Source organism: Nonomuraea sp. NPDC050022, from assembly GCF_044460705.1.
GTDB lineage: Bacteria > Actinomycetota > Actinomycetes > Streptosporangiales > Streptosporangiaceae > Nonomuraea.
Genome location: NZ_JBITKE010000010.1, coordinates 518,870 through 544,222, shown reverse-complemented (window position 1 = coordinate 544,222; position 25,353 = coordinate 518,870). Strand labels below are relative to the sequence as shown.

The following is a 25,353-nucleotide window of genomic DNA, read 5'->3' as shown; positions in this document are numbered from 1 at the left end:
GGGGTGGTGTTTTTTCTTTCTGCCGACTGGAACAACCGCCATCCGAGCAGGTCAGGGCATGAGATCGCGGAGCTGTTCGATCGCGGCGACCCGCTCGGCGGCCGTGTCCGCGAGGGGCTTGACGCTGACCGTGGTGATGCCGCATTCGGCCAGCTCGGCGACCCGTTCGGCCACGTACTCCGGCGACCCGACGAGGGATGTGGCACGCAGCAGGTCCTCGGGCACCGCGGCCTCGGCCTCCTGCTTGCGACCCGACAGGTAGAGGTCCTGGATCAGCTCGGCCTCGCGCTCGTAGCCGTACCGGCGGGCCAGGGTGTTGTAGAAGTTCTTGCCACGGGCGCCCATCCCGCCGATGTAGAGCGCGAGAGCCTTGCGGCCCCGGTCGAGCAGGTGGTCGACATCGGCGCCGATGGCCAGGTTCATGGTGACGACGATGTCCAGCGGGCCCAGACCCGGGTCACGGAGCGCCTGCCCGGCGTCGAGCGAGGCTCCCCACACCTCGCGCAGCTTGGCCGGGTGTACGAAGATCGGTAGCCAACCCTCGGCGATCTCGGCGGCGAGCTGGACGTTCTTGGGCCCGATGGCGGCCAGCATGACCGGGACGCGCTCGCGTACCGGGTGGTTGATGATCTTCAGCGGCTTGCCCAGGCCGGTTCCGCGCTCGGCCGACAGCGGGAGCTCGTAGTGGGCGCCGTCGTGGACGACTTCCTCGCGGCTCCATACCTTGCGGCAGATCTCCACGATCTCGCGGGTACGGGCGATCGGCGCGTCGTACGGCACCCCGTGGAAGCCCTCGACCACCTGCGGCCCGGACGCACCGATGCCGAGGGTGAACCGGCCGTCCGACACGTAGTCCAGCCCGGCCGCGGTCATCGCCAGGAGCGACGGCGTACGGGTGTAGATCGGCAGGATCGCCGAGGCCAAGTGCATCCGGTCGGTGACCGAGGCCAGGTACCCGAGCTGGCTCACGGCGTCGAAGGAGTACGCCTCCGCCACGAAGGCGATCTCGACTCCGGCGGCCTCCAGATCGCGCAGGCCGACGGCGGCCTGCTTGAAGCCGCCGCTGTAGGCGAGGGTCGTGCCGATGCGCATGGCAAACCTCCTGGTCTGAGGGGGTGCCGGACCTTCGCGAACCCGCACCATCGGGCCGGAGCTCCGGTGAGAACCGGCTCCGGCAACTGTTGACGCTTGTCTCAGTGGTCACCTACATTACTCGTACTTAACGAACGATCGATAGCCCCTACTTAACGAACGATCGATGCATTGCTCGGCACATCGAGGAGGCCGGATGCTCGACATCGAAGGACTCGTCGTCCGCTACGGCGCACGCGAGCCGGTCCATCACGGAGTGAGTCTCGAAGTGGCCGAGGCAGGCGTGATCGCGCTGCTCGGAGCCAACGGAGCGGGCAAGACCTCCCTCATGCGCGCCGTCTCGGGCACGCTGCCGTTGCACGGAGGATCCGTCGCCGCGGGGTCGATCCGGTTTCTCGGGCAGGAGATCGCCGGGGCCGACCCGGCCTCCGTCGTGGCCCAGGGGCTGGTGCAGGTCCCCGAGGGACGGCACGTGTTCGGCGCTCTCACCGTGGAGGAGAACCTCGACGCGGGCGGCATCACCGTCCGCTCGCGCGAGGCTCGGGCACGTACCCGGCGTCAGCTGTTCGAGATGTTCCCCCGGCTGGCCGAGCGGCGCAAACAGCGCGCCGGGACGCTGTCCGGCGGAGAGCAGCAGATGCTGGCCATCGCCCGCGCGCTGATGGCCCAGCCGAAGCTGCTGCTGCTCGATGAGCCGTCGCTCGGCCTGGCGCCACTGCTGGTCAAGCGGATCGGCGAGACTGTGCGCGACATCAGCCGCGAGGGCGTGCCCGTGCTACTGGTGGAACAGAACGCGGCCATGGCGCTGTCCGTCGCGCATCGAGCGTACGTGCTGGAACTGGGCCGGGTGGTGCTGAGCGGACCTGCCGACGAGCTGTCGCGCAGCGACGAGGTGCGCCGCCTGTACCTCGGCGAAGAGAGCGGCCCGCGTCCGGGCGAGGCCAGGCCCGTGCCCGAGTTGGGCAGGTGGACGGCATGAGCCCGCCCCGCCTGGCGGTGGAGGAGGTGAGCCTGGCCTTCAGCGGCCTGCTAGCGCTGGACGAGGTCTGCTTCACCGTCGAGCCGGGTACGGTGCACGCGGTCATCGGCCCCAACGGCGCGGGTAAGTCGTCGCTGCTCAACACGCTGTGCGGCATCTATCCCGTGACCGGCGGGCGCATCCTGCTCGACGAGCACGAGGTGACCCGGTTGCGGACCGACCGGATCGCGGCGCTGGGGGTCGGCAGGACCTTCCAGAACATCGTGGTCTCACCGCAGGAGTCGGTGCTGGACAACCTGATGGTCGGACGGCATCGGCTGACCAGCGCGGGGCTGGTGGCGACCGCGTTGTGGCTGGGCCGCCGCGAACAGCGCCGCCACGAGGAGCGGGTACGGGAGATCGCCCACTTCGTCGGTCTCTCGGCGCGGCTGGACAGCACCGCCGGGCTGCTGGCCTACGGCGATCTCAAGCGCCTGGAGTTCGCCAGGGCGCTGTGCCTGGAGCCGCGTCTGCTCATCCTCGACGAACCGGTCGCGGGACTGAACGCCACGGAGAGCTGGGAGCTGGGACAGCTCGTCCTCACGGCGCGCAAGGCCCTCGACCTCACCGTCGTCTTCGTCGAGCACGACATGGGCGTGGTCATGTCGATCGCCGACCGGATCACGGTGCTCGACTTCGGCCGGGTCGTCGCCGAGGGACTGCCCGCCGAAGTGCGCCGCGACCCGATCGTGGTCAGTGCCTACCTCGGCGCACCCGACCAGCCCGATGCCACCCCCCAGGCGGAGAGGACGCAACAATGACCCGCCTCCTGGAACTGCTCATCAACGGCGTGTCCCTGGGCCTGCTGTACGCGCTCATCACGCTCGGGTTCGTCATCGTCTTCAAGGCCACCCGGGTGGTCAACTTCGCGCACGCGTCGTTCCTGCTGCTCGGCGTGTACGTGATCGCCTCCGCCCAGCCGAGCATCGGGTTCGCCGCGGCGGTGCTGCTCGGCCTGGCCGTCGCGGGCCTGCTGGGCCTGGCGACCGAGCGGCTGCTGCTGTCACGCGTCGACCGGCGCAACCACCACGCGATGGCGATCCTGACGATCGGCCTGAACGTCGTGCTGACCGCCGAGCTGACCCGGCGCCTCGGGGAGGCCGTGCTGCCGCTCGGCGCGCCGTGGGACGGCCACGTGGTCAAGCTCGGCCCGCTGACGCTTCCGCTCACGGTGGTCATCACCGTGGTGGCCGTGCCGGTGCTGATCGGCGGCCTCACCGCGCTGCTCACGCTGACCGGCTGGGGCTTGGCCATGCGGGCGTCCATCGCCGACGCCGAAGGCGCGGCACTGGTGGGCATCCGCCTGCGCCGGGTCTCCGCCGCCGCCTGGGTGCTGGCCGGGCTGCTGGCCACCGCGGCCGGCATCGGGCTGGCCTCCTTCCCCAGCCCGGGCGTCAGCCTGAGCATCGAGTCCGTCGCGATCGCCGCCTTCCCCGCGGCCATCATCGGCGGGTTCGACTCGCTCGGCGGGGCCATCGCGGGCGGGCTCATCGTCGGGGTCGTCCAGGTGCTCGTCGCCGGGAACCAGGACTCGCTGTCCTTTCTCGGGCTCGGCGTCGGCGACGTCGTGGCCTATCTCGTAATGATCGTCGTGCTGCTGTGGCGGCCGTCCGGACTGTTCGGGTCGAAGGAGTTCAGCCGTGTCTGACGCCACCGCCACCGCTGCCGCCATCGCCCCCCGCGCGGTGCCGCGCCGGCTGCTGGGCGCCCTCCTCCTGGCCGCCGCCGTCGTTGTACTGCTGGCGCTACCGCTGTACCTGGAGGCGTTCTGGCTGCGTATCGGCCTGTTCTCGATGGCCACGGCGGTCGGGGCGCTCGGCCTGACGATTCTGTTCGGGGCGGCGGGGCAACTCTCGCTCGGCCACGCGTTCTTCGTCGCGGTCGGCACGTACGGGTACGCGTTCCTGTCCGGCGGCGACACAGGCCACGTCAAGGGCCTGGGGCTGTCCCCGCTCGTCGCGGCCGTCCTCGCCATCCTGCTGGCCGGGGTGTGCGGCCTGCTGTTCAGCCCGGTCGCCAGCAGGCTGCGCGGTATCTATCTCGGGATCGCCTCGCTAGGGCTGGTCTTCCTCGGCCATCACCTGCTGCTGAACCTGCGCCCGGTCACCGGGGGTTACGACGGGCGCTCGGTCACGCCGTTCTCGCTGGGCGGGTTCGTCTTCTCCGACTCCTCCGGCCTCGCCGTGCTCGGCGTGCCGTTCGGGGCCGTGGAAAGCCTGTGGTACCTGTTCCTGGCGGTCACCGCCGTGGCGACGCTCGTGGCGCGCAACGTGCTGCGCGGCCGTCCCGGCAGGGCGTTCCGCCTGATGCGCGACAACGAGGTGGGGGCCGCCGCGATGGGTGTGCGGGTTCAGCGCGCCAAGGCCTCCGCGTTCGTCCTGTCCTCGATGTACGCCGGGGTCGCCGGCGTGCTCACCGCGCTGGCCTTCCAGCGCGCCGTTCCCGACTACTTCGACCTCGGCCTGTCCATCGACTTCCTCGCGATGATCATCCTGGGCGGGCTCGGCTCGACGTCCGGCGCGATCGTCGGCGCGACGTTCGTGGTCGCGCTGCCGATCGTGCTGTCCCGGTACGCGGACGCGCTGCCCCTGGTCGTCGGCCCCGGCCAGGACGGGCTCGACGCGTCGATCGCCGCGCAGTTCGTCTACGGCGCGCTCGTGGTGGTCGTCATGCTCACCCAGCCCGGCGGGCTGCGCGCGATGGTGCACGGCCTGCGCGAGCGCCGCCGTCCCCCCTATTCAAGGAGAACCCCGTGAAGCGGTCCCGTCCACGCGTCGTCTCAGCCGCCGCCCTCGCGCTCGCCCTGGCCGTCACCGGCTGTTCGAGCAAGGTCACCTCGTCCTCGAAGGGCACCACCCCCGGCGTCACCGACACCACCATCAAGCTGGGCATGCTGATGGACCTGTCCGGCGCGTTCGCCACCTCCGGCAAGACCAGTAACACCGCCAGCCAGTTCGCCGTGGACGAGATCAACGCGGCGGGCGGCGTGTGCGGCAGGAAGATCGAGCTGGTCGTCCGTGATCACGCCTATGACGTGCAGAAGGCGGTCACGGCCTACGACGAGGTCGCGCCGCAGGTGCTCGGCTTCCTCAACGTCTACGGCTCGGCGGTCACCGGGGCACTGCGGGACAAGATCTCCGCCAACGACATGCTGGTCGGCCTGACGGCGTTCGCGCCCACGCTGCTCGGCGACCCGCACCTCCTCGTGGTCGGCTCCACATACGACATCCAGGCGATCAACGCCGTCGACTGGCTGGTGCGCGAGGGCAAGCTGAAGAAGGGCGACACCCTCGGGCACATCTACCTGCAGGGCGAGATCGGCGAGAACAGCCTCAAGGGCAGCACGTACGCCACCCAGCAGCTCGGGCTCAAGCTGGCGAGCCAGCAGATCAAGCCGACCGACGCCGACCTCACCAGCCAGGTGAACGCGGTGAAGGCGGCCGGTGCCAAGGCGATCCTGCTGGACTCCACGGCCAAGCAGACGGCGGCGGTGGTCAGCGCGGCTCAGGCCGCCGGACTGGACGTGCCGGTCGTGGGCAACGTCGCGTCGTTCGCCGCGAGCCTGCTGTCCACATCGGCGGCGCCCGCCCTGCTCAAGCAGTACTACCGGGTCTCGGGCATCGGGCTGCTCAGCGCGCGGACGCCCGCGGTGCAGAAGCTCGCCGAGAAGTGGAAGGCCAAGTTCGGCGCGCAACAGCCCGAGTCGGGTGGCGCGGTCGTGCTCTCCTACTTCTCCACCCACCTGTGGGCGAAGATCATCGGCGGGACGTGCGACGACCTGACGCGCAAGGGGGTGCTCGCGGCCCGCGCCAAGGTGACCGGCTTCAGCATGGACGGGCTCGGCCCGGCGCTGGACCTGTCCGACCCAGCACAGCCGAGCTCGCGGCAGAGCCAGATCCACCGTCCTGACAAGTCCGCCTATGCCGGGATGGAGATGGTCGAGGACTTCAAGGTCTCCGACCTCGCCAAGCAGTACCAGATCAAGGCGAGCTAGCCGGCCCCTCCTCGGCGGGCCGCCCTGGATGGCGGGGATGATCCGATGTTGGAAGCACTGGAATAGGATGTGACGATGGCGACACGCGGCACGGCCGATGCGGCGGATCGGCAGCCCCGGGCGGTGCCTCGGGGCAACGGGCTCGCCGCGATCATGCGGTCGGCCCGCGACATCTTCGCCGAGCGCGGCTACCACGCCGCCTCGATCCGGGATATCGCCAAGGGGGCGGGCCTGAGCCTGTCGGCCCTCTACCACTACCACGCCGGCAAGCAGGAGCTGCTCCACGCGCTGCTGGAGGACGCGCTCGAAGACTGCTTCCGCGGCTGCCAGACGGCGCTGTCCACCGCCGGGGACGACCCGGCGGCGCGGCTGGGCGCCTTCGTGCGGGCGACGGTGGAATATCGGGTGCGGCGGCAGGTCGACAGCCTGCTCGCACTGCGGGAGATCCGCAATCTGGAGCCTGACCGGATGGAGCGCTTCGTCGAGCGGCGCGACGCGCTGTCCGGGCTGCTGCGGGAGATCATCGACGACGGCGTGGCGTGCGGCGTGTTCGCCACCCCGTACCCCGACGAGGCGCAGCGGGGGATCCTGGCGATGTGCAACGCGGTCGCCCAGTGGTATCAGCCGTCCGGTGACATCGGCGTCGGCGACCTGATGGAGCGATACGTGCACTTGTCGCTCTCCCTCGTGGAGTGCCGCGACGCCAAGGGCTGAGGCGGCCGGAGTCCGGACGACAGCCGCGCGAGCATGCAGCCAACTTAACGATCGTTCGATAATATAGGCAGGGAGCAGATGCGACGCACCGTCTTCGACGAAGACCATGAGGCGTTCCGGGCCATCGTCCGCGACTTCCTCGCCCGCGAGGTCGTCCCGGTCTTCCCGGAGTGGGAGAAGGCCGGGGCGGCACCCCGCGACTTCTACCGGCAGGTGGGCAAGCTGGGCATCCTCGGCATGCTGGTCCCCGAGGAGTACGGGGGCGGCGGCCAGCGCAGCTTCAAGTTCAACGCCGTGGTGAACGAGGAGCTGGCACGCGCCAAGCTGGGCCTCGGCACGGTACGGGTGCACGCCGATATCGTGACCCCGTACCTGCTGCGCTACGCCGACGAGGAGCAGAAGCGCCGCTGGCTGCCGGGCGTGGCGAGCGGCGAGTTGATGACCGCGATCGCGATGACCGAACCGGGCACCGGGTCCGACCTGGCGGGCATCGCCTCGACCGCGGTCCTCGACGGCGACCACTACGTGCTCAACGGAGCCAAGACCTTCATCACCGGCGCCGTCAACGCCGACCTCGTGCTCGTCGTCGCCCGCACCTCCCCACCTTCGGACAACCGCCGTACCGGCCTGAGCATCCTCGTCGTCGAGGCGGCATCGCCCGGCTTCACCGTAGGCCGCAACCTGGCCAAGATCGGGCTCAAGGCGCAGGACACCGCCGAGTTGGCCTTCGAGGACGTGCCCGTGCCGGTGGCGAACCTGCTGGGCGAGGAGGGCCGCGCGTTCGACTACCTCGGCCACAACCTGGCACAGGAGCGGCTGTCCATCGCGGTGAACGCGCAGGCGGCCGCGGTGGCGGCGGTGGAGCTGACCGTGGCGTACGTGCGTGATCGCAGCGTCTTCGGGCGGCCGCTGTCCGGCTTCCAGAACACCAAGTTCGTGCTGGCCGAGTGCGCGACGGACGTGGAGGCGGGTCAGGCACTGGTGGACCGCGCGCTGGAGGAGCACGACGGGGGCGGGCTGAGCGCGGCCGACGCGGCCAAGGTCAAGTTGTTCTGCACCGAGCTGCAGTCCCGCGTCGTCGACAAGTGCCTGCAACTTCACGGCGGATACGGCTACGTGCTGGAGTACCCGATCGCCCGCATGTACGCCGACGCCAGAGTCACCCGCATCTTCGGCGGCACGAGCGAGGTCATGAAGACCATCATCGCCAAGTCCGTCGGCCTGTAGAGATTACCGATCAGCACAGGGGATTACCGATGAGAACAGTGGAGGGCTGATGAGCACAGTGCTGACGGATTTCGCCGACGGCGTCGCGGTCATCACGATCAACCGCCCCGAGGCGCGCAACGCCGTGGACCTGGAGACGACGAAGGCGATCGCCGCCGCGATCGACGCGTTCGAGGCCCGGCCGGATCTGCTGGTCGCGATCCTGACCGGCGCGGGCGGCACGTTCTGCTCCGGCATGGACCTGAAGGCGTTCACCCGCGGTGAGAAGCCCGCCCTGCCGGGGCGCGGCTTCGCCGGGATCACCGAGCGCCTGCCGACGAAGCCACTGATCGCCGCGGTCGAGGGCTGGGCGATCGCCGGGGGCTGCGAGCTGGCGCTGGCCGCCGATCTGGTGGTCGCCGCCAGGGACGCCACGTTCGGGCTGCCCGAGGTGAAGCGGGGCCTGATCGCCGTGGGCGGCGGGCTGGTGCGGGTGGCGAAGGCGCTGCCGTACCACCTGGCCATGCAACTCGTGCTCACCGGCGACCCGCTCCCGGCCACGACGGCGCACTCGTACGGGCTGGTCAACGTGCTCAGCGAGCCCGGCGGTGCGCTGGAGGAGGCGCGGGCTCTGGCCACGAGGATCGCCGCCAACGCGCCGTTCGCGGTACGCGCGTCCAAGCGGATCGTCGCCTCGTCGGTGCGCTACACCGACGAGGAGGTGTTCGCCGAGCAGCGGGAGGTGTGGGCCGCGGTGACGGCCTCCGCTGACGCGCAGGAGGGCGCGCGCGCCTTCGCCGAGAAGCGGGCGCCGCTCTGGCGGGACCAGTGACGGGCGCCTGGCACATGGGAATGACGATCAGCGACCAGCTCGCCCGGCACGCGCGCATGACGCCTGACGCGGTGGCGTTGACGTTCGACGGCGTCCCCCTCACCTACCGGCTCCTGGACGAGCGGGTCTCCCGGCTGGCCGGTGTGTTCGCCGAGCACGGGGTCGGCGCGGGCGACCGGGTCGCGGTGATGGCGCACAACAGCCCGGAGATGGTGGAGGCGTATTTCGCCTCCGCCCGGATCGGCGCGATCTGCGTGCCGCTCAACTTCCGGCTGGTCGCCGACGAGGTCGCCTACCAGCTTGCCGACAGCGGTGCGGCGCTGGTTATCGCGGACACCCGGTTCGCACCGCTCCTCGCCCGGACGGGGGTCGACTGCCTGGTCATCGGGGAGGCCTACGAGGAGGCGCTGCGGTCGGTCTCGCCCGAGCGCGAGCCACCGGCGGTGGACCCGGGCTGGCCCGCGGTCATCATGTACACCTCCGGCACCACGGGCAGCCCCAAGGGCGCGGTGCTCACGCACGACAACCTGCTGGTCCAGACCGTCAGCAAGCTCATCCACATCGGGCATCCGGCGGACGCCCGGACCTGGCTGATCGGCACGCCGCTGTTCCACATCGCCGGGCTGGCGGGCCTGTACGCCGTCGTCTTCGTCGGCGGCCGGGCTGTGCTCGGCCGCTCCGCCGCCTTCGACCCGGCCCAGGCCGTGGATCTGCTCGAAGGTGAGCAGGTCACCTCGTGCTTCTTCGTTCCGTCGCAGTGGCAGGCGATCTGCGACCTGCCCGGCATCGCCGAGCGCGACCTCTCGGCGCTGCGCGTGGTCACCTGGGGCGCCTCGCCGGCCTCGACGACGCTGCTACGCCGGATGAACGAGCTGTTCGGCCACGCCAACATCACCACGTCGTTCGGGCAGACCGAGACCACGGCGGTCACCACGATCCTGCAGGGCCGGGACGCGCTGCGGAAGATCGGCTCCGTCGGCGTGCCGATGCTCAACGTCGAGGTGCGGATCGTCGACGCCGACGGCCACGACGTGCCGCGCGGCCAGGTCGGCGAGATCGTCTACCGGGGTCCGTCGGTGATGCGCGAGTACTGGAACAAGCCCGCCGAGACCGCGGCGGCGTTCGCGGGCGGCTGGTTCCACTCCGGCGATCTGGTGCGGCAGGACGAGGAGGGCTACCTCTACGTCGTCGACCGGCTCAAGGACATGATCATCTCGGGTGGCGAGAACATCTACTGCGTCGAGGTCGAGGACGTGCTGGCCGCCCATCCGCAGGTGGCTGAGGTGGCCGTGGTGGGCGCGCCGCACGAGAAGTGGGGCGAGACGCCGCTGGCCATCGTGGTGCCCGCCGACCCCGCCGCTCCGCCCACGCTGGAGGAGATCACCGGGTGGTGCCGGGAACGGCTGGCGGCCTACAAGTGCCCGCGCCTGCTGTCGGTCGTGGACGCGCTGCCGCGCAACGCGAGCGGCAAGGTTCGCAAGACCGAGCTGCGGCGCAGCGTCAGGGCTTCGACAGGCGCGGGGTGAGGTTCGACACGAGGAGGGTGACGGTCTCCGCGACGCAGGCGGGCTTGGCTCCCCCGTCGATCTCGATGGTGTAGCGCGTGGTCAAGGCGACGCCCGTGGCGCTCTCCCGCAGGTCGGCGAAGGCCGCCCGCGCCCGCAGGCGCGAGCCGGCGAGCACGGGAGCGGGGAAACGCGCCTTGTTGACGCCGTAGTTGACGCGTGCCTGGCCCAGGTCGAGCCGGAAGAGCTGCTGTCCGAAGTGGGGTATCAGGGACAGGGTCAGGTAGCCGTGCGCGATCGTGCCGCCGAGCGGCCCTGCCGCGGCCCGTTCGCGGTCCACGTGGATCCACTGGTGATCCCCGGTGGCCTCGGCGAAGGCGTCGATGCGCTCCTGCCCGATCGCCAGCCAGGCGGTGGGCCCGAGCGGCTGACCGAGCGCGGCCTTGAGCTCCTCCAGGGACGCGAAGACGCGCGCGCTCACGCGGTCACCCGCTCGAAGACCGCCGCCAGGCCCTGGCCGCCGCCGATGCACATGGTCTCCAGGCCATAACGGGCCTCGCGCCGGTGCAGCTCGCGGGAGAGCGTGGCGAGCATCCGCGCGCCTGTCGCGCCGACCGGGTGGCCGAGGGAGATGCCGGAACCGTGGACGTTCGTCCGCTCCAGGTCCTTCTCGCCGAACCTCCATTCCCGCATGACGGCCAGCGCCTGGGCCGCGAACGCCTCGTTCAGCTCGATGAGATCCATGTCGTTCAGGGCGAGGCCCGCGCGGTTCAGGGCGGCGGCACTGGCGGGGACGGGGCCGAGGCCCATGGTCTTCGGCTCGACCCCGGCCACGGCCCAGGACACCAGGCGGACCAGTGGCCGCAGGCCCAGCTCGGCGGCCCGCTCCGGAGTGGTGACCAGGCACAGGGCGGCGGCGTCGTTCTGGCCGCTGGCGTTGCCGGCCGTGACGGTCGCCTCGGGGTCGGAGCCGAGCATGAGCGGCTTGAGCCTGGCCAGAGACTCCAGCGAGGTGTCGGCGCGCGGATGCTCGTCGGTGTCGATGACCACCTGCCCGCCTTTGACGGCGACGGTGACGGGGATGATCTCCTCGGCCAGGATGCCGCCGGCTTGGGCTTTGACCGCCCGCTGGTGGGACATCAGGGCCAGCTCATCCTGTTCCCGGCGCGAGATCGCGTACGCGCGGCGCAGGTTCTCGGCCGTCTCCAGCATGCCGCCCGGGACGGGATGGTTCCTGCCTCCCGCGGTCTGCCGGGCACGCGTGAGGCTGTCGTGCACCGCTACGCCGTTTCTGGCTCCCCAGCGCATGTCGAGCGAGTAGAACGTGGCGTTGCTCATGCTCTCGGTGCCGCCCGCCACGACGACCTCGTGGGCCCCGGTCCGCACCTGCATGGCGGCGTAGATGACCGCCTGCAGGCCGGAGCCGCAGCGCCGGTCGAGGTGCAGGCCGGGGACGGTGACGGGCAGACCGGCCTCGAGCGCGACGACCCGGCCGATAGCGGGCGCCTCGCTGCTGGCGTTGCAGTGGCCGAGGATGACGTCCTCGATCGCCTCCGGCGCGATGCCCATACGCTCGATCAGCCCCTTGAGCGCGCTGACCCCGAGATCGACCGCCGTCAGGGTCTTGAACATGCCGCCGTAGCGGCCTATGGGGGTGCGGACGGGCTCGCAGATGACCGCTTCACGCATGGCCGGTCCCTTCGATCGTCAAGGTGGTGTGGGGGTCGGGTGAGTCCTGGCCGAACACGCCCAGGGTGAGCGTGTCGTCCTCGGTCCTCCGCAGTCGCGCGGGCTGTCCGCAGAACAGGGGCCTGCGGTTGCGGTGCCGTACGCGGGTGATCGGCTCGTCGTGCTTCTCGAGGCGGAGCACCTCCGCCAGGGCGAGCGTCATCAGCGGGCCGTGCACCACCAGAGCGGGATAGCCCTCGACGCCGGTGGCGTACGGCCAGTCGTAGTGGATCCGGTGCGGGTTCGACGTCGCCGCGCTGAACCGCATCAGAAGGGACGGGTCCGTGGAAAGGTCCCAGGCCCACTCCCCCGCCCGGGTGAAGGGGGCGCCGGCGGAGTCCAGGACGGGCACCCGCTCCGCGGACGAGACCGCTCCGGCCTCCCCGTGGATTCCGGCCTCCCGGTAGATGAGGTCCTGCCGCTCCTCGACCGCGAGCCGGTCGCTGTCGTCGTACAGGCTGGTGGTGACCACCACGACGACCAACCGGCCGGTGCGGCCGGACTTCTCGGTGACCGACTCCACGCGCGTCTCGCGGCGCACCATGCTCCCCACGGTGAGCGGCGCGTGGAAGCTCACCTCGCCGCCCGCGAACATCCGCCGGGGCAGCCGCACAGGAGGCAGGAACGACCCGCGCGCCGGATGGCCGTCCGCGCCGAGCGCCGAGGAGACAGGCCAGCGGGCCAGGGCCGGCCAGTGCCACAGCGGCGGCAGCTCGTCCCCCGGCCCGACCGGGGGCGTGCCGTCGTCGAAGATCGCCGACAGCGCCGCCACGGGATGCGGATCGACCAGCTCGGTCGTGGTCAGCGTGTGCGGTTCCCAGCTCACATGAACCGTCCGCCGGTCACTTCCAGCACCGTGCCGGTCATGTACGACGACAGCCCCGAGGCCAGGAACAGCGCCACGGTGGCGACCTCACCCAGCTCCCCGGCGCGCTGCATCGGGATCTCGGCCAGCTTCTGGTCCCACGCCTTCTGCGGCATCGCCTCGGTCATGGCCGAGCGGATCAGGCCCGGCTGGATGACGTTGACCCGCACGCCGTGGTGCGCCAGCTCCTTCGCCGCGGCCTTGGACAGGCCGACGATTCCGGCCTTGGCGGCGGAGTAGTTGGTCTGGCCGACCATGCCGACCTTGCCGGACAGGGAGGAGATGTTCACGATCGCGCCGCTCTTGCGCTCGCGCATGACAGCGGCCGCTTTCCGGGTGCCGTTCCAGGTGCCCTTGAGGTGCACGTCGATGACCTGGTCGAACTGCTCCTCGGTCATCGTGCGCATGGTGGCGTCACGGGTGATCCCGGCGTTGTTCACCATGACGTCCAGCGAGCCGAAGGCGTCGAGCGCCGTCTGGATCAGGGCGTCCATGTCGGAGGAGCTGGTGACCTCGCACCGGACCGCCCTGGCCACGCCGGGGCCGCCGAGCTCCTTGGCCGCGGCCTGCGCGGCCTCCAGGTTCAGGTCTCCGAGGACGACCCGCGCGCCCTCCTTGACGAACAGCTCGGCGATGGCCAGCCCGATGCCCCGGGCGCCACCGGTGATGACCGCGGTCTTACCGTCGAGCAGCGTCATCCGTGATCAGCTTCTCTCTCTCGTTCGATGGGCCGCGCGATCTCACTTGATGGGGTTGCGCGCGATGAGCTGCGCCGCGATGACGTTGCGCTGGATCTCGTTGGTGCCCTCGCCCAGGATCATCAGCGGGGCGTCGCGGAAATACCGCTCGACGTCGAACTCCTTGGAGAAGCCGTACCCGCCGTGTACGCGCATCGCGTCCAGCGCCACCTGCATCGCGGCCTCGGAGGCGAACAGCTTGGCCATGCCCGCCTCCATGTCGGCCCGTCCGCCCTCGTCGAGACGGCGGGCGGCGTCCTCGGTCAGCAACCGTGCCGCCCGTACCTTGGTGGCCATGTCGGCCAGCAGGTTGCCCACCGACTGGTGCTTCCAGATCGGCTTGCCGAACGACTCGCGTTCCTGGGCGTAGCGGACCGCCGCGTCGAGGGCGGCCTGCGCGACGCCGACCGCGCGGGCGGCCACCTGGATCCTGCCGACCTCGAGGCCGCGCATCATCTGCGACCAGCCCTGCCCCGGCTCGCCGCCGAGCACGGCGGCGGCTGGGACCCGCATCTCGTCGAAGACGATCTCGCACGCCTCGACGCCGCGATAGCCGAGCTTGGGCAGGTTCTTGGAGATCGTCATGCCGTCGCCGGGCTCGACGAGGAGCACGCTCATGCCCTTGTGCGCCGGTTCGGCTTCCGGGTCGGTCAGGCACAGCAGGCCGATCAGTCCGGAGTGCCGGGCGTTGGAGATCCAGGTCTTCGACCCGCTGATCACCAGGTCGCCGTCGTCGGCGACCGCGTGCGTGCGCATGGCCTGCAGGTCGCTGCCGCCACCCGGCTCGGTGAGCGCCATCGTTGCCCTGACCGAGCCGTCGGCCATCGCGGGCAGGTAGCGTTCGCGCTGCTCAGGGGTGCCGAACGTGCTGATCATATAAGTGATCACCGAGTGCCCGCCGATGGCTCCGGCCAGGCTCATCCAGCCACGAGCCAGCTCCTCGGTCACGCGGGCGAAGCACGCCGCGCTCACGTCCACGCCGCCGTGCTCGGCCGGCCCGAGCAGGCCGAAGAAGCCCAGCTTCTTCATCTCGTCGATGAACTCGGCCGGGTATTCATCCACCGACTCGTAGTCCCGCACCCGGGGCCGCACCCGCTCGTCGACGAACTCGCCGGCCAGTGCGACGATCTCCCGCTCGTCCTCGGTCAGTGCGCTCATGGCCGCTCTCCCCTCACTCCCCTGAGGAGCTGCTTGGCGATAATGACCTTCTGCACCTCGCTGGTGCCCTCGTACAGCCGGAACAGGCGGGCGTCACGGTAGAACCGCTCGACCGGGACCGTCCGCATGTACCCCATGCCGCCGTGGATCTGAACCGCGCGGTCGGCCACCCGGCCCACCATCTCCGAGCAGAACAGCTTCGCGCACGACGGGGCCATGCGGCGGTCGCTGCCGTCGTCGTAGGCCCTCGCCGCTTCCAGCACCATCGCGCGGCCCGCGAACAGCTCGGTCTGCGACTCCGCGAGCATCGCCTGGACCTGCTGGAACTCCGCGATCGGATGGCCGCCCTGCCGGGTCGCCGCGGCGTGGTTGACGCTCTCCTCGACCAGCCGCTGGGCGAGCCCCACGCAGACCGCCGCGATGTGCAGCCGGCCTCGGGCCAGCGAGCGCATGGCGGCCGCGAAGCCGTCGCCCTCGACGCCGCCGACCAGCGCGGAGCCGGGTACGAAGACGTCGTCGAAGAACACCTCGGCCGTGTGTGCGCCGCGCTGCCCCATTTTGCCGTCCTTGGGGCCGACCGTGACCCCCGGGGAGCCGGCCTCGACCGTGAAGACCGAGATCTGCTCGGCGCCCGTCTTGGCGAAGACCATGAACACGTCGGCGCGGTCGGCGTTGGTGATGAACCGCTTCTGGCCGGTGATTCGATAGCCGCCCTCGACCCGGGACGCGCGGGTGCGCAGCCCGCTCGGGTCCGAACCCGCCTCCGACTCGGTCAGCGCGAACGAGGCGATCTTGGTTCCGGACGCCAGGTCCGGCAGGTACCGCCGCTTCTGCTCGTCGGTACCGAAGTTGACCAGCACCTGTCCCGCGATGCCGTTGTTGGTGCCGAGCATCGAGCGGAAGGCCGGCGTGGTGTGGCCGAGCTCCATCGCGAGTTGCACGTCCTCGATCATCGAAAAGCCGAGACCGCCGTATTCCTCGGGCAGCGCGAAGCCGAACAGCCCCATGTCGGCCGCCTTCGCGCGCAGCGACTCGGGGATCTCATCGGTCTGCTCGATGATGTCTTCCGCGGGCACGACCTCCTTGCGCACGAAGGTGCGCACGGCCGCGAGCACCTCCTGGAACGCTTCCGTCTCCACTGCCTGTCTCCGTCCTGAAATGTTCCTGGTCTGCTTCACGTGCGGGTGCCTCGCCTGAGCCGAGCCCGCGACTCGGTCGCGCTCACCGCACCACCCCTTCCCCCAGCAGGCTCTCGATGTCCTCGGAGGTGTGGCCCAGCTCGGACAAGATCGCGCGGGTGTCCCGGCCGGGGACCGGCGCGGGCCGCGGCCTGCCGCTGGGGGTGGCGTCGAACCGGGGCGCGGGCGCGGGGTGGATCGCCCCCTCGGAGTCGGTGAAGAAGCTCTTCCTGCTCGCGTTGTGGGGGTGTGAAAGGACCTCGTCCATGGTCAGCACCGGCGTGACGCAGGCGTCGGTGCCGGAGAACCGCTCGACCCACTCCTCGCGCGTGGCCTCCATGAACGCCTTCGCGAAGCTCTCCCGCATCGCGGGCCAGGTGGCCGGGTCCCGCTGGGCGGCCAGGTCGATCCGGCCGGCGACACCGAGGACGGCCACGAGGTCGGCGAAGAACCGGGGCTCGATCGCGCCCACGGCCATGTGCTTGCCGTCTGCGCACTCGTAGGTGTCGTAGAAGGGGGCGCCGCCGTCGAGCACGTTCTCGCCGCGGTTGACGGTCCAGGCGCCTTGGGCGTACCGACCGTAGATCATGGACATCAGCAGGCCGGAGCCCTCGACCATCGCGGCGTCCACGACCTGGCCACGCCCCGAGGCGCGCGCGTTCAGCACGGCGGCCAGCACCCCGAGCGCGAGGAGCATGCCGCCGCCCCCGAAGTCGCCGACCAGGTTGAGCGGTGGCGTGGGCGGCTGGCCCGCACGGCCGATCGCGCCGAGCGCGCCGGACAGGGCGATGTAGTTGATGTCGTGCCCGGCCCGCATCGCCAGCGGCCCGTCCTGGCCGAAGCCGGTCATGCGGCCGAACACCAGCCGCGGGTTGCGCTCGGCGAGCGTCACCGGGTCGAAGCCCAGACGCTCGGCCACTCCGGGGCGGAAGCCCTCCAGCACCGCGTCCGCCGTGTCGATCAGCGCGCGTACGACCGCCGCGCCGCGCGGGTTCTTCAGGTCCACGACCAAAGACCGGCGGCCCCGGTCGAGCACCGGATTGGGCCGCGCGTCCCGGTCGGCGGGGCGGTGCACGCGGATCACCTCCGCGCCCAGGTCGGCCAGCATCATCGCGGCGAACGGGACCGGGCCGATGCCCCCGAGCTCGACGACTCGCACCCCCGCGAGGGGGCCGTGCCCAACCATCGGCCCGCTCATCGGCCCTGCCAGTTCGCTCGGCGCTTCTCGGCGAACGCGCGGGCGCCCTCCTGAGCGTCCTCCGACGCGAAGACGGGCTCGATGATCGCGCGCTGCCGGGCGAACCTCTCCGACTCCGGCCACTGCCCGTGTTCCTTGATCACCCGTTTGCTGGCGAGGGTGGCGAGCGGGCCGTTCTCCGCGATCCTGGCCGCGAGCGCGAGCGCCTCGTCGAGGGCCTTTCCCTCCTCGGTGAGCCGGTTGACCAGGCCGATCGCGTACGCACGCTCGGCGGCGATCAGGTCGCCGGTCAGCGCGAGCTCCATCGCGATCTGCTCGGGGATGCGGTGCGGCAGGCGCAGCAGCCCACCGGCGGCCGCGACCAGACCGCGCTTGACCTCCGGGATGCCGAACCTGGCCGTACGCGCCGCGACCACCAGGTCACACGCGAGGACGATCTCGCAGCCTCCCGCCAGCGCGTAGCCCTCGACCGCCGCGATCAGCGGCTTGTTCGGCGGCGCCTCGGTCACGCCCGCGAATCCCCTGCCCTCGATGTTCGGCCGCTCGCCGCGCAGGAACCCCTTCAGGTCCATTCCCGCGCAGAAGCTGCCCCCGGCCCCGGTGAGGACGCCGACGGACAGGTCGTCGCGGCGGTCCAGCTCGTCGAGCGCGGCGGCGATGCCCTCGGACACCGCCCGGGTGACGGCGTTCTTCGCGTGCGGCCGGTTGATGGTGATCACCGCGACGCGCGCCTCGTGGCGCACCAGCACCTCGTCGCTCTCGGTTGTCATCTGTTCGGAACTCCTGAGTGGGCCGGTGGGATACGGGTCGGCTACTCCTGACTGCATCATCACCGGGCCGGTGAGCGCCAAGACCTGAGTGCGTATGGATCTATCAGCGGGGCCTATGAGCTCAGGTCAGAGATAGTGTCCGAGGTATGGACCTCCGGCTCGTCGCGTACTTCGTCGCGGTCATCGACCACGGCGGCATCACCAAGGCCGCCAAGGAGCTGTACATCGCGCAGCCGTCCTTGTCCCAGGCCATCCGCAGCCTGGAACGCCAGCTCGGCGCCCAGCTCTTCGACCGGTCCGGACGCGGGCTCACGCTGACCGCCGACGGGCAGGCGTTCGCCGGTCCGGCGCGGCAGATCCTGGCCGACGTCGAGAGCGCCAAGCGCCGGGTGCACGCCGTCCGCGACCTGCTCACCGGTCGTCTGGAGATGGCGGTGCTGTCGACGCTGTCCGCCGACCCACTGCCGAGGTTGATCAGCAAGCTGCGGCGGCTGCATCCCGGCATCCTGGTCACCGTACGCGATCCAGGCAGCTCGTCCGGCGTGGAGAGCCAGGTCCGCCAGGGGCACGCCGAGCTGGGGCTGACGGACTTCCCGGTGAAAAGCGACATGCTGCGCACCCGCGAGCTGTGGGACCAGGAGATCACTCTGGTCCTGCCGCCCGACCTGGCCGCCACGCTCCCCGACCCGGTCCCGCTGGCGGCGATCGCCGAGATCCCCCTGGTGCTGGAGTACTCCGACGCGGGCGGCCGGGCCGCCATCGACGACGCCCTCGGGCAGGCCATCGACCTCGTCGCCGTCGAGTGCGCGCACCGGCAGGCGATCTGGGAGCTGGTCATGCACGGCGCGGGCGCCACGTTCCTGCCCCGGCCGATCGCCGAGGCCGAGCTGCGCAACGTCGTGGTGCGCTCCACCTCGCCCCAGGTCCGGCGCACGGTACGGCTCGTGCACCGCTCCGGCCCGCTCTCCCCCGCCGCCGCGGCGTTCCTGAAGGTCGCGGCGGCCATGAGCGCTTGACGCATAGGTTCGGCCTATCGGAGGATGCGGCGTTCGGTCTTTGCGCCCCGCTCCGATGGGTGGTCGACTCTCGGCAGCGGGCCTCGGGCCGGATGCGAAGGAGATGCCACGTGAACACGGCGCTGCCCCCCACCTCCGGGGGCATGACGATCGGCGACCAGCTCGCCCGGCATGCCCGCTCGGTCGCCGACGCCGTGGCGCTGCGCATGGACGGGGTCGATCGCACATACCGGAAGCTGGACGAGCGGGTCAACCGGCTCGCCCATGTGCTTCGGACGCGCGGGGTCGAGCCAGGCGACCGGGTCATGGTGATGACGTTCAACCGGCTGGAGATGGTGGAGACGTTCTTCGCCTGCGCCCGGCTGGGCGCGGTCTGCGTTCCGGTCAACTTCCGGCTGCACGCCGAGGAGGTGTCCTACCAGCTGGCCGACAGCGGGGCCGTCGTCGCGGTCGTCGAGTCGGCGCTGGCCGCTACGTTCGCGCAGGCGTGCAAGGACGCGCCGGCGCTGCGTCACAGCCTCATGGTCGGGCCGGGCGACCCCCATGGCGGCATGGAGGCGTACGAGGACGCGCTGCGCGACGCGTCCGCGTCCGGGATCGACGTGGCGGTCGATCTCCACGCCCCGGCCTTCATCATGTACACCTCCGGCACCACGGGACGCCCCAAGGGCGCGGTGCTGACGCACTACAACCTGCTCATCCAGACCATGAGCAGGATCGCGCACACCGGGCTGCCCAGCGACTGCCGGACCTGGCTGATCAGCACCCCGCTCTTCCACATCGGCGGCCTGGCGGCGCTGCTGTCGAGCGTCCTGCTCGGCGCGAAGACCGTGATCGCCAGGTCGGGCCGGTTCGACCCGGCCGAGATCATGGACACGCTCGAACGCGAGCGCATCGGATACTGCTTCCTCGTCCCCGCCCAATGGCAGGCCATCGTCGATATCCCGGATATCAAGGACAGGGATCTGTCAGCCCTGCGGATCATCTCGTGGGGCGCCGCGCCCGCGACGAAGACCCTGCTGAACAGGATGATCGACACGTTCCCGGACGCGAAACTGTCGAGCGTGTTCGGGCAGACCGAGTGCGGCGCGGTGAGCACGATGCTCCGTGGCGAGGACGCACTGCGCAAGATCGGCTCGGTGGGGACGCCGCTGCTCAACGTCGAGGTCCGCATCGTGGACGAGCAGATGAACGACGTGCCTCGGGGGCAGGTCGGCGAGATCGTCTACCGCGGCCCGTCGATCATGACCGGCTACTGGAACAAGCCCACCGAAACCGCCGAGGCGTTCGCGGGCGGCTGGTTCCACTCCGGTGATCTCGTCCGCCAGGACGAGGACGGCTACATCTACGTCGTCGACCGCCTCAAAGACATGATCATCTCCGGTGGCGAGAACATCTACTGCGCCGAGGTGGAGGAGGCCATCGCCGCCCACCCGAAGGTGGCCGAGGTCGCCGTGGTGGGCGTTCCGGACGAGCGGTGGGGCGAGACGCCGCTGGCCGTCGTCGTCTCCGCCGGCGCCACCGGCTCCCCGACCGCGGAGGAGATCGGGCAGTGGTGCCGGGCGCGGCTGGCGGCGTACAAGGTGCCGCGGCTTGTGGTGGTGGTCACGGAGCTGCCGCGCAACGCCAGCGGCAAGGTGCGCAAGAACGAGCTGCGCGAACGCTGGCGGACTCAGTCCGTGACGCTCGCCTGAGCCAGGTCGACGAACGCGCGGCCTGCGGGCGACAGCGCTGCCGGGTCGTACACCAGCCCATAGGCCCGGCTGATCCGCGGCTCGAGCGAGCGCACCACGGCCCCTCTCGCCGCGGCGGCCTCGGCCATCGACCGTTCCAGGAACGTGGCGCCCACACCGGCCAGCACGAGGGGCAGCCGGGCCTCGCGGTGCTCCACCACGATGGACGGGCTGATGGCACGGCCCGCCGCCGCGACCGCCTGCTCGATCACGCCGACCGCCAGGGAGCTGCCCCGCGGCACGGTCACCTGCGGGAGGTCCGGCAGCTGCGACAGCGGCAACGGACCGTCGGGACGCGGCGCCGATCCAGGCGGCAGCACCAGCCAGTACTCCTGCAGCCCGAGCTCGCGGACCTCCAGCCCCGCGTGGCCGATCGCGGGCAGATGGCAGACCACGATCTCGCAGTGGCCCTCCCTGATCAGGGACGTCGCCATCGCTTCGTCGCGCAGGTCCCCGATCCTGATCGACACCTTCGGGAACTCCCTGCGGAAGGCGCCCACCAGGCGCGCCACCGCATCGGCCGACAACGCGGGCATGGCGAAGATGTCCAGCCGGCCCCGCGGCCGTCCGGCCGCGTCCACCAGGGATCCCTCAGCGGCGACGACGTCGCGCAGGACGCGGCGCGCGGGTCCGACCAGGCTGTGCCCGGCCGAGGTGAGCACCATGCCGCGGCCGATGCGGTGGAACAGCGGGACGCCCAGCTCACGCTCGAGCCCTTGGATGGCCTGCGAGATGGTGGGCTGGGCGACGTCCAGGACGGTCGCGGCCGCGTTGATGCCGTTGTGGTCGACGACCGCCAGGAAGTACTTGATCTGGTGCAGGTCCACGGGCCGACTGTATCCGTGGGCGACTCGCCCTGTGCGGACGGCCCGCATGGTGCATAGCGGACAGCCGATCAGAGCGGGCAGCGGGTCAGCGGGGAGCCATGCGGATGGCGCCGTCGAGGCGGATGGTCTCGCCGTTGAGGTAGCCGTTCTCCAGGATCTGACACGCCAGTTGCCCGAACTCCTCCGGACGCCCGAGACGCGCCGGGTTGGGCACGCTGGCCTCCAGCGAGGCCCGTACGTCGTCGCGCAGGCGGGCCAGCAGGGGTGTGTCCATGATCCCGGGCGCGATCGTGCACACCCGGATCGACCTGCTGGCCAGGTCGCGGGCCGCCGTCAGGGTCATCCCGACGATGCCGGCCTTCGCGGCGGTGTACGGGATCTGCCCGATCTGGCCCTCGTAGGCCGCGACCGACGCGGTCAGCACGATGGCGCCGCGCTCGCCGCCCACCTCGTCATGGCGCGCCATGCGGGCCGCGGCGAGGCGCAGGGCGTTGAACGAGCCGATCAGGTTGAGCCTGATCACCCATTCGAAGTCCTCGAGTGAGCCGGGGTTGCCGTCCTTGTCCAGCAACCTGAGCCTGCGGCCGGCACCCGCGCAGTGCACGAGCCCCCGCAGCCCGCCGTCCGCGTCGGCCGCGTCGAGCGCCGCCCCGAACTGGCCGGCATCCGTGACGTCCGCGGCGACGAACCGCGCCGCGCCGCCGAGCTCCTTGGCGACGTCGGTGCCCGCGGAGGTGGGCAGGTCGATGAGGGTGACCCGGCCGCCCGCCTCGACCACCCGGCGGGCCGTGGCCAGCCCCAGTCCGGACGCGCCTCCGGTGACGGCGATGGACAGTCCTTCCAACCGCATGCGCGCGGCTCCTCTCAGTCGGGAATCTCTCAGGCCGGGATCATCTGTCTTCAGAGCAGCTCGAGGATGGTCGCGTTGGCCATGCCGCCCGCCTCACACATGGTCTGCAGGCCGTAACGCAGGCCCTGGTCCTTCATGTGGTGCACCAGACGGGTCATAAGAACGGCTCCCGAACCGCCCAGCGGGTGCCCCACCGCGATCGCCCCGCCCAGAGGGTTGAGCCGGTCACCGGAGCCGCCCGTCTCCGCCTGCCAGGCCAGCGGCACGGGCGCGAACGCCTCGTTCACCTCGTACGCGCCGATGTCCTCGATGCGCAGACCGGACTTCTTCAGCACCTTCGCCGTCGCCTCGATCGGCGCGGTCAGCATGATGACCGGATCGTCCCCGGCCAGCGCGACACTGTGCACGCGGGCGATCGGCCGCAGCCCCCGCGCCCGGGCGATCTCGCCCGACGTGATCAGCAGCGCGCCCGCGCCGTCGGAGATCTGCGACGCGTTGCCCGCGGTGATCACGCCGTCCTCGCTGAAGGCGGTCCTGAGCCCACCCAGCGTCTCCACCGATGATCCGCGGCGAATGCCCTCATCTGTACGGAGCCCTTGTACGGGAGCGAGCTGTCCGTCGAGCGCGCCCGAGTCCACCGCCGCGGCCGCCCGGGCGTGGGACCGCGCCGCGTACTCGTCGAGCCGTCGCCGTGACAAGCCCCACCGCTTGGCCATCATCTCCGCCCCGATGCCCTGGTTGAAGCCGTCCACGCCGTAGCGTTCGAGGACCTCCTCCGGGTACGGGCGGCCGTCGCGCGCGGCCGATCCCATGGGCACCCGGCTCATCGACTCCACCCCACCGGCGATCGCGAAGTCGTAGTGTCCCGCGACCACTCCCGCCGCCGCGAAGTGCACCGCCTGCTGGCTGGAACCGCACCGCCGGTCGACTGTCGTGCCGGGCACCGATTCCGGCCATCCCGCCGCCAGCACCGCGACGCGGGCGATGTTGCCGGACTGGTCCCCGGCCTGACTGACACATCCCCAGATGACATCGTCGATCTCCCCCGGTTCCATGCCCGTACGCTCGACGAGCGCCGTCAGGACGTGCGCGGACAGGTTCGCCGGGTGAACACCGGCCAGGGCCCCGTTGCGCTTTCCGACGGGCGTACGCACCGCGTCGACGATGACCGCGTCCCTCACACGCTTCTCCTCACATAGGTACGGACACCGCTGGGAACGCTGGGTGTCATGGGTTGGATTCGCCGCTCGGAACAGGCCTGCGGGAGCCATCCGAATCAACCACACGCCACCGACCACGCACAAAGCCCTGATTGCGATCGGGCATATCGCCGATACCTATGTGAGCCGCGACCCGGCGTCCAGGCAGGCGACACCTCTCACTGTCCCCGCCGCCGCCAACCTGAGGCGTGGGAGCGGGGCGAGTGCCGCGAGCAATCGTCCCGATTTTCAGGCCCGAACGGCCTCCTCCATCAGGGGAGATTGGAGGCTAAAGCGAGTGCCGCGCCACTTCCGGCGCCTCGGGCTTGGAGGCCCCGCGCTCCGGATTGGGTTGCCATCGAATTACCTGCCTACCAAAGGCGTCCCCGACTTCTGGAGTCTGATCTCGGCGTATAAATTTCTGGCCAGTTCGTCCAAAGTCTCTCCGCAACGCACGTTGGAGAGAAGGCTGTTCTTGGGCACGAAGTGGGCGCGGATGGCGACCCAGCCTCCGGACATGTCGGTGATCTGCCAGTCAGGGAATCTGCTGAGCACTTGCTGCAAGGTCAGGGACACGGCCGCGCTCCGGCGATCAGGGGCGAGAGCGGGTACGACATGCGGAGCGTCGCGTAGCGGAGGGCGATTCGATGGGCGGGTGTCCAAGGTGCTTCGTGGCCGTCAGCCGCTCACCGTAGACCAGGTTCGGGAGATATCCATTCGTATCGGGGTCCCGCTTCACTTGCTCCGATTCGGAGCCCGAGAGGATGACGATCCGACGAAGCGCAGAGATTTCGGCAAGGCGGTGGCGTTGACCGCGCTGGCGGGCGTGGCCCTGCCCAAGCGCCCGGACGTGGACGAGACCACAGCCGCCACGTGACCAGTATCACCGGCGCCCACCGCCGCTTGGAGGCCGGCACGCCTGCGCGTGAACTCGCCCGGCTGGCCGTGGCCCAGGTCGATCTCGCGAACCGCGTCCTCGGCTGCGCGTCGCGGTCACCGTACGCTGATGAGGTCCGGTCTGCTCTGAGCGAGGCGGCGGGCTTCGCGGCCTGGGTGCACGCTGACATGCAGGACACCGGTTCGGCGCGCTTCTACTACCGTCGTGCGATCGACAGCGCACGGCAGGCTGACAACGCGCTGCTGGCGGCGTACATGATCGGCAGTCTGGCCGCCTTCGAGATCGACGCCGACGATCCGCTCACCGGACTGAACCTTCTGGCGAGGGCGCGGCGGGAGATCGGCGAGCGACCCCCGGCTACCGCTCGCGCGTGGCTGTTGAGCATCGAAGCGCTCGGCCACGCAGCCGCACGAGACGAGGCGGCCGCGCTTCAGGCGTTGAGAGCGGCGGAGTCGGCGGTACGGGCCGTCGCGCCGCCCTGGCCGTGGGTGTTCCCCTTTGATCATGCGAAGCCGGCGGGTTATCGCGCGCTGGTGATGGTACGGCTCAAGCGGCCGGCCGAGGCCGTCGCTGCCTTCAACGAGTCGCTCTCCTCGGCCCAGCCCGGTGCGAAGCAACGGGGCGTGCTCATGACCGAGGTAGCGACCGTCGAGGCCATGTCGGGACGCTATGACGAGGCGCTGTATCTGGCCTCCAACGCGCTCACGGTGGGGACGGCGTATGGGTCGGAGCGTGTCCTGCATCGGGTCAGGACCTTCCGTCGTGCCTATGGCGGCCCGCCATCCAACGCCCTTCGGTCCTTCGACGAACGTCTGCACGCCACTCTGCTCTGAGG

The 25,353-nt window shown here is 70.6% G+C and carries 25 protein-coding genes; 13 read left to right on the top strand and 12 right to left on the bottom strand.

Annotated features, from left to right (window positions below):
• Nucleotides 1–51: 51 nt before the first annotated feature.
• A complete protein-coding gene (locus tag ACIBO2_RS40465; protein ID WP_358535746.1) occupies nt 52–1,092 on the bottom strand; it encodes an LLM class F420-dependent oxidoreductase in 1,041 nt (346 codons plus the stop codon).
• Nucleotides 1,093–1,288: 196 nt separating this feature from the next.
• Here ACIBO2_RS40465 and ACIBO2_RS40460 point away from each other — a divergent pair, with 196 nt between their 5' ends.
• The 9 genes from ACIBO2_RS40460 to ACIBO2_RS40420 all read left to right on the top strand — a co-directional run bounded on the left by ACIBO2_RS40460 (nt 1,289) and on the right by ACIBO2_RS40420 (nt 10,382).
• Nucleotides 1,289–2,071 carry an ABC transporter ATP-binding protein gene (locus ACIBO2_RS40460; RefSeq protein WP_358535744.1) on the top strand — a complete coding sequence of 261 codons (783 nt, stop codon included), beginning with the start codon at nt 1,289–1,291 and terminating at the stop codon, nt 2,069–2,071.
• On the top strand, nt 2,068–2,871 hold the full coding sequence (locus ACIBO2_RS40455; protein WP_358535742.1) for an ABC transporter ATP-binding protein: 804 nt from the start codon (nt 2,068–2,070) through the stop codon (nt 2,869–2,871). Before ACIBO2_RS40460 ends, ACIBO2_RS40455 begins: the two co-directional genes overlap by 4 nt.
• Complete coding sequence (locus ACIBO2_RS40450; protein ID WP_358535740.1) at nt 2,868–3,758, top strand: branched-chain amino acid ABC transporter permease; 891 nt, start codon at nt 2,868–2,870, stop codon at nt 3,756–3,758. Before ACIBO2_RS40455 ends, ACIBO2_RS40450 begins: the two co-directional genes overlap by 4 nt.
• Complete coding sequence (locus ACIBO2_RS40445; RefSeq protein WP_358535738.1) at nt 3,751–4,866, top strand: branched-chain amino acid ABC transporter permease; 1,116 nt, start codon at nt 3,751–3,753, stop codon at nt 4,864–4,866. The genes ACIBO2_RS40450 and ACIBO2_RS40445 overlap by 8 nt, the downstream gene beginning before the upstream one ends.
• The gene (locus ACIBO2_RS40440) at nt 4,863–6,104 is read left to right on the top strand and encodes an ABC transporter substrate-binding protein (RefSeq protein WP_358535736.1); all 1,242 of its coding nucleotides are present in this window, start codon (nt 4,863–4,865) and stop codon (nt 6,102–6,104) included. Before ACIBO2_RS40445 ends, ACIBO2_RS40440 begins: the two co-directional genes overlap by 4 nt.
• Before the next feature lie 75 nt (nt 6,105–6,179).
• On the top strand, nt 6,180–6,818 hold the full coding sequence (locus ACIBO2_RS40435) for a TetR/AcrR family transcriptional regulator (RefSeq protein WP_358535734.1): 639 nt from the start codon (nt 6,180–6,182) through the stop codon (nt 6,816–6,818).
• A 78-nt stretch (nt 6,819–6,896) separates the two neighbouring features.
• Nucleotides 6,897–8,045 carry an acyl-CoA dehydrogenase family protein gene (locus ACIBO2_RS40430; protein WP_358535732.1) on the top strand — a complete coding sequence of 383 codons (1,149 nt, stop codon included), beginning with the start codon at nt 6,897–6,899 and terminating at the stop codon, nt 8,043–8,045.
• Between the two features lie 46 nt (nt 8,046–8,091).
• Nucleotides 8,092–8,856 (top strand): crotonase/enoyl-CoA hydratase family protein, encoded by a 765-nt coding sequence (locus tag ACIBO2_RS40425; protein WP_397303816.1) that lies wholly within the window; start codon nt 8,092–8,094, stop codon nt 8,854–8,856.
• A 14-nt stretch (nt 8,857–8,870) separates the two neighbouring features.
• Nucleotides 8,871–10,382: a long-chain-fatty-acid--CoA ligase gene (locus ACIBO2_RS40420; protein WP_397303777.1), complete on the top strand. Its 1,512-nt coding sequence runs from the start codon at nt 8,871–8,873 to the stop codon at nt 10,380–10,382.
• On the opposite strand, the gene ACIBO2_RS40415 is transcribed toward ACIBO2_RS40420, so the two are convergent.
• The 8 genes from ACIBO2_RS40415 to ACIBO2_RS40380 form a co-directional block, all read right to left on the bottom strand.
• Nucleotides 10,357–10,842 (bottom strand): MaoC family dehydratase, encoded by a 486-nt coding sequence (locus ACIBO2_RS40415; protein ID WP_358535727.1) that lies wholly within the window; start codon nt 10,840–10,842, stop codon nt 10,357–10,359. The two genes, ACIBO2_RS40420 and ACIBO2_RS40415, sit on opposite strands and share 26 nt — an antisense overlap.
• Entirely contained in the window at nt 10,839–12,050 is a 1,212-nt protein-coding gene (locus ACIBO2_RS40410) for an acetyl-CoA C-acetyltransferase (protein ID WP_358535725.1), read from the bottom strand. Before ACIBO2_RS40410 ends, ACIBO2_RS40415 begins: the two co-directional genes overlap by 4 nt.
• Nucleotides 12,043–12,915, bottom strand: coding sequence for a MaoC family dehydratase N-terminal domain-containing protein (locus ACIBO2_RS40405; RefSeq protein WP_358535723.1), 873 nt, complete (start codon nt 12,913–12,915; stop codon nt 12,043–12,045). The genes ACIBO2_RS40410 and ACIBO2_RS40405 overlap by 8 nt, the downstream gene beginning before the upstream one ends.
• Complete coding sequence (fabG, locus tag ACIBO2_RS40400) at nt 12,912–13,652, bottom strand: 3-oxoacyl-ACP reductase FabG (protein ID WP_358535721.1); 741 nt, start codon at nt 13,650–13,652, stop codon at nt 12,912–12,914. The genes ACIBO2_RS40405 and fabG overlap by 4 nt, the downstream gene beginning before the upstream one ends.
• Nucleotides 13,653–13,694: 42 nt before the next feature.
• On the bottom strand, nt 13,695–14,849 hold the full coding sequence (locus ACIBO2_RS40395) for an acyl-CoA dehydrogenase family protein (RefSeq protein WP_358535719.1): 1,155 nt from the start codon (nt 14,847–14,849) through the stop codon (nt 13,695–13,697).
• A complete protein-coding gene (locus ACIBO2_RS40390; protein WP_358535717.1) occupies nt 14,846–15,988 on the bottom strand; it encodes an acyl-CoA dehydrogenase family protein in 1,143 nt (380 codons plus the stop codon). Before ACIBO2_RS40390 ends, ACIBO2_RS40395 begins: the two co-directional genes overlap by 4 nt.
• Before the next feature lie 82 nt (nt 15,989–16,070).
• Entirely contained in the window at nt 16,071–17,213 is a 1,143-nt protein-coding gene (locus ACIBO2_RS40385; protein ID WP_397303773.1) for a CaiB/BaiF CoA transferase family protein, read from the bottom strand.
• A gap of 8 nt (nt 17,214–17,221) precedes the next feature.
• Nucleotides 17,222–17,995, bottom strand: coding sequence for a crotonase/enoyl-CoA hydratase family protein (locus tag ACIBO2_RS40380; protein ID WP_358535713.1), 774 nt, complete (start codon nt 17,993–17,995; stop codon nt 17,222–17,224).
• Nucleotides 17,996–18,141: 146 nt separating this feature from the next.
• Between ACIBO2_RS40380 and ACIBO2_RS40375 the strand changes: the two genes are divergently transcribed.
• On the top strand, nt 18,142–19,011 hold the full coding sequence (locus ACIBO2_RS40375) for a LysR family transcriptional regulator (protein ID WP_397303772.1): 870 nt from the start codon (nt 18,142–18,144) through the stop codon (nt 19,009–19,011).
• A gap of 110 nt (nt 19,012–19,121) precedes the next feature.
• Nucleotides 19,122–20,705 (top strand): long-chain-fatty-acid--CoA ligase, encoded by a 1,584-nt coding sequence (locus ACIBO2_RS40370; protein ID WP_358535709.1) that lies wholly within the window; start codon nt 19,122–19,124, stop codon nt 20,703–20,705.
• Here the strand turns inward: ACIBO2_RS40370 and ACIBO2_RS40365 are convergent.
• From ACIBO2_RS40365 to ACIBO2_RS40355, 3 genes are all read right to left on the bottom strand, one after another.
• Nucleotides 20,684–21,571: a LysR family transcriptional regulator gene (locus ACIBO2_RS40365; RefSeq protein ID WP_358535707.1), complete on the bottom strand. Its 888-nt coding sequence runs from the start codon at nt 21,569–21,571 to the stop codon at nt 20,684–20,686. The genes ACIBO2_RS40370 and ACIBO2_RS40365 overlap by 22 nt on opposite strands.
• An 85-nt stretch (nt 21,572–21,656) precedes the next feature.
• A complete protein-coding gene (locus tag ACIBO2_RS40360) occupies nt 21,657–22,421 on the bottom strand; it encodes an SDR family NAD(P)-dependent oxidoreductase (protein WP_225297582.1) in 765 nt (254 codons plus the stop codon).
• Between the two features lie 50 nt (nt 22,422–22,471).
• Nucleotides 22,472–23,602 carry a thiolase family protein gene (locus ACIBO2_RS40355; protein WP_397303769.1) on the bottom strand — a complete coding sequence of 377 codons (1,131 nt, stop codon included), beginning with the start codon at nt 23,600–23,602 and terminating at the stop codon, nt 22,472–22,474.
• Nucleotides 23,603–24,359: 757 nt separating this feature from the next.
• Here ACIBO2_RS40355 and ACIBO2_RS40350 point away from each other — a divergent pair.
• Nucleotides 24,360–24,497, top strand: coding sequence for a hypothetical protein (locus tag ACIBO2_RS40350; RefSeq protein WP_358535702.1), 138 nt, complete (start codon nt 24,360–24,362; stop codon nt 24,495–24,497).
• Nucleotides 24,494–25,351 (top strand): hypothetical protein, encoded by an 858-nt coding sequence (locus tag ACIBO2_RS40345; protein ID WP_397303767.1) that lies wholly within the window; start codon nt 24,494–24,496, stop codon nt 25,349–25,351. The genes ACIBO2_RS40350 and ACIBO2_RS40345 overlap by 4 nt, the downstream gene beginning before the upstream one ends.
• The last annotated feature ends 2 nt before the right edge of the window (nt 25,352–25,353 follow it).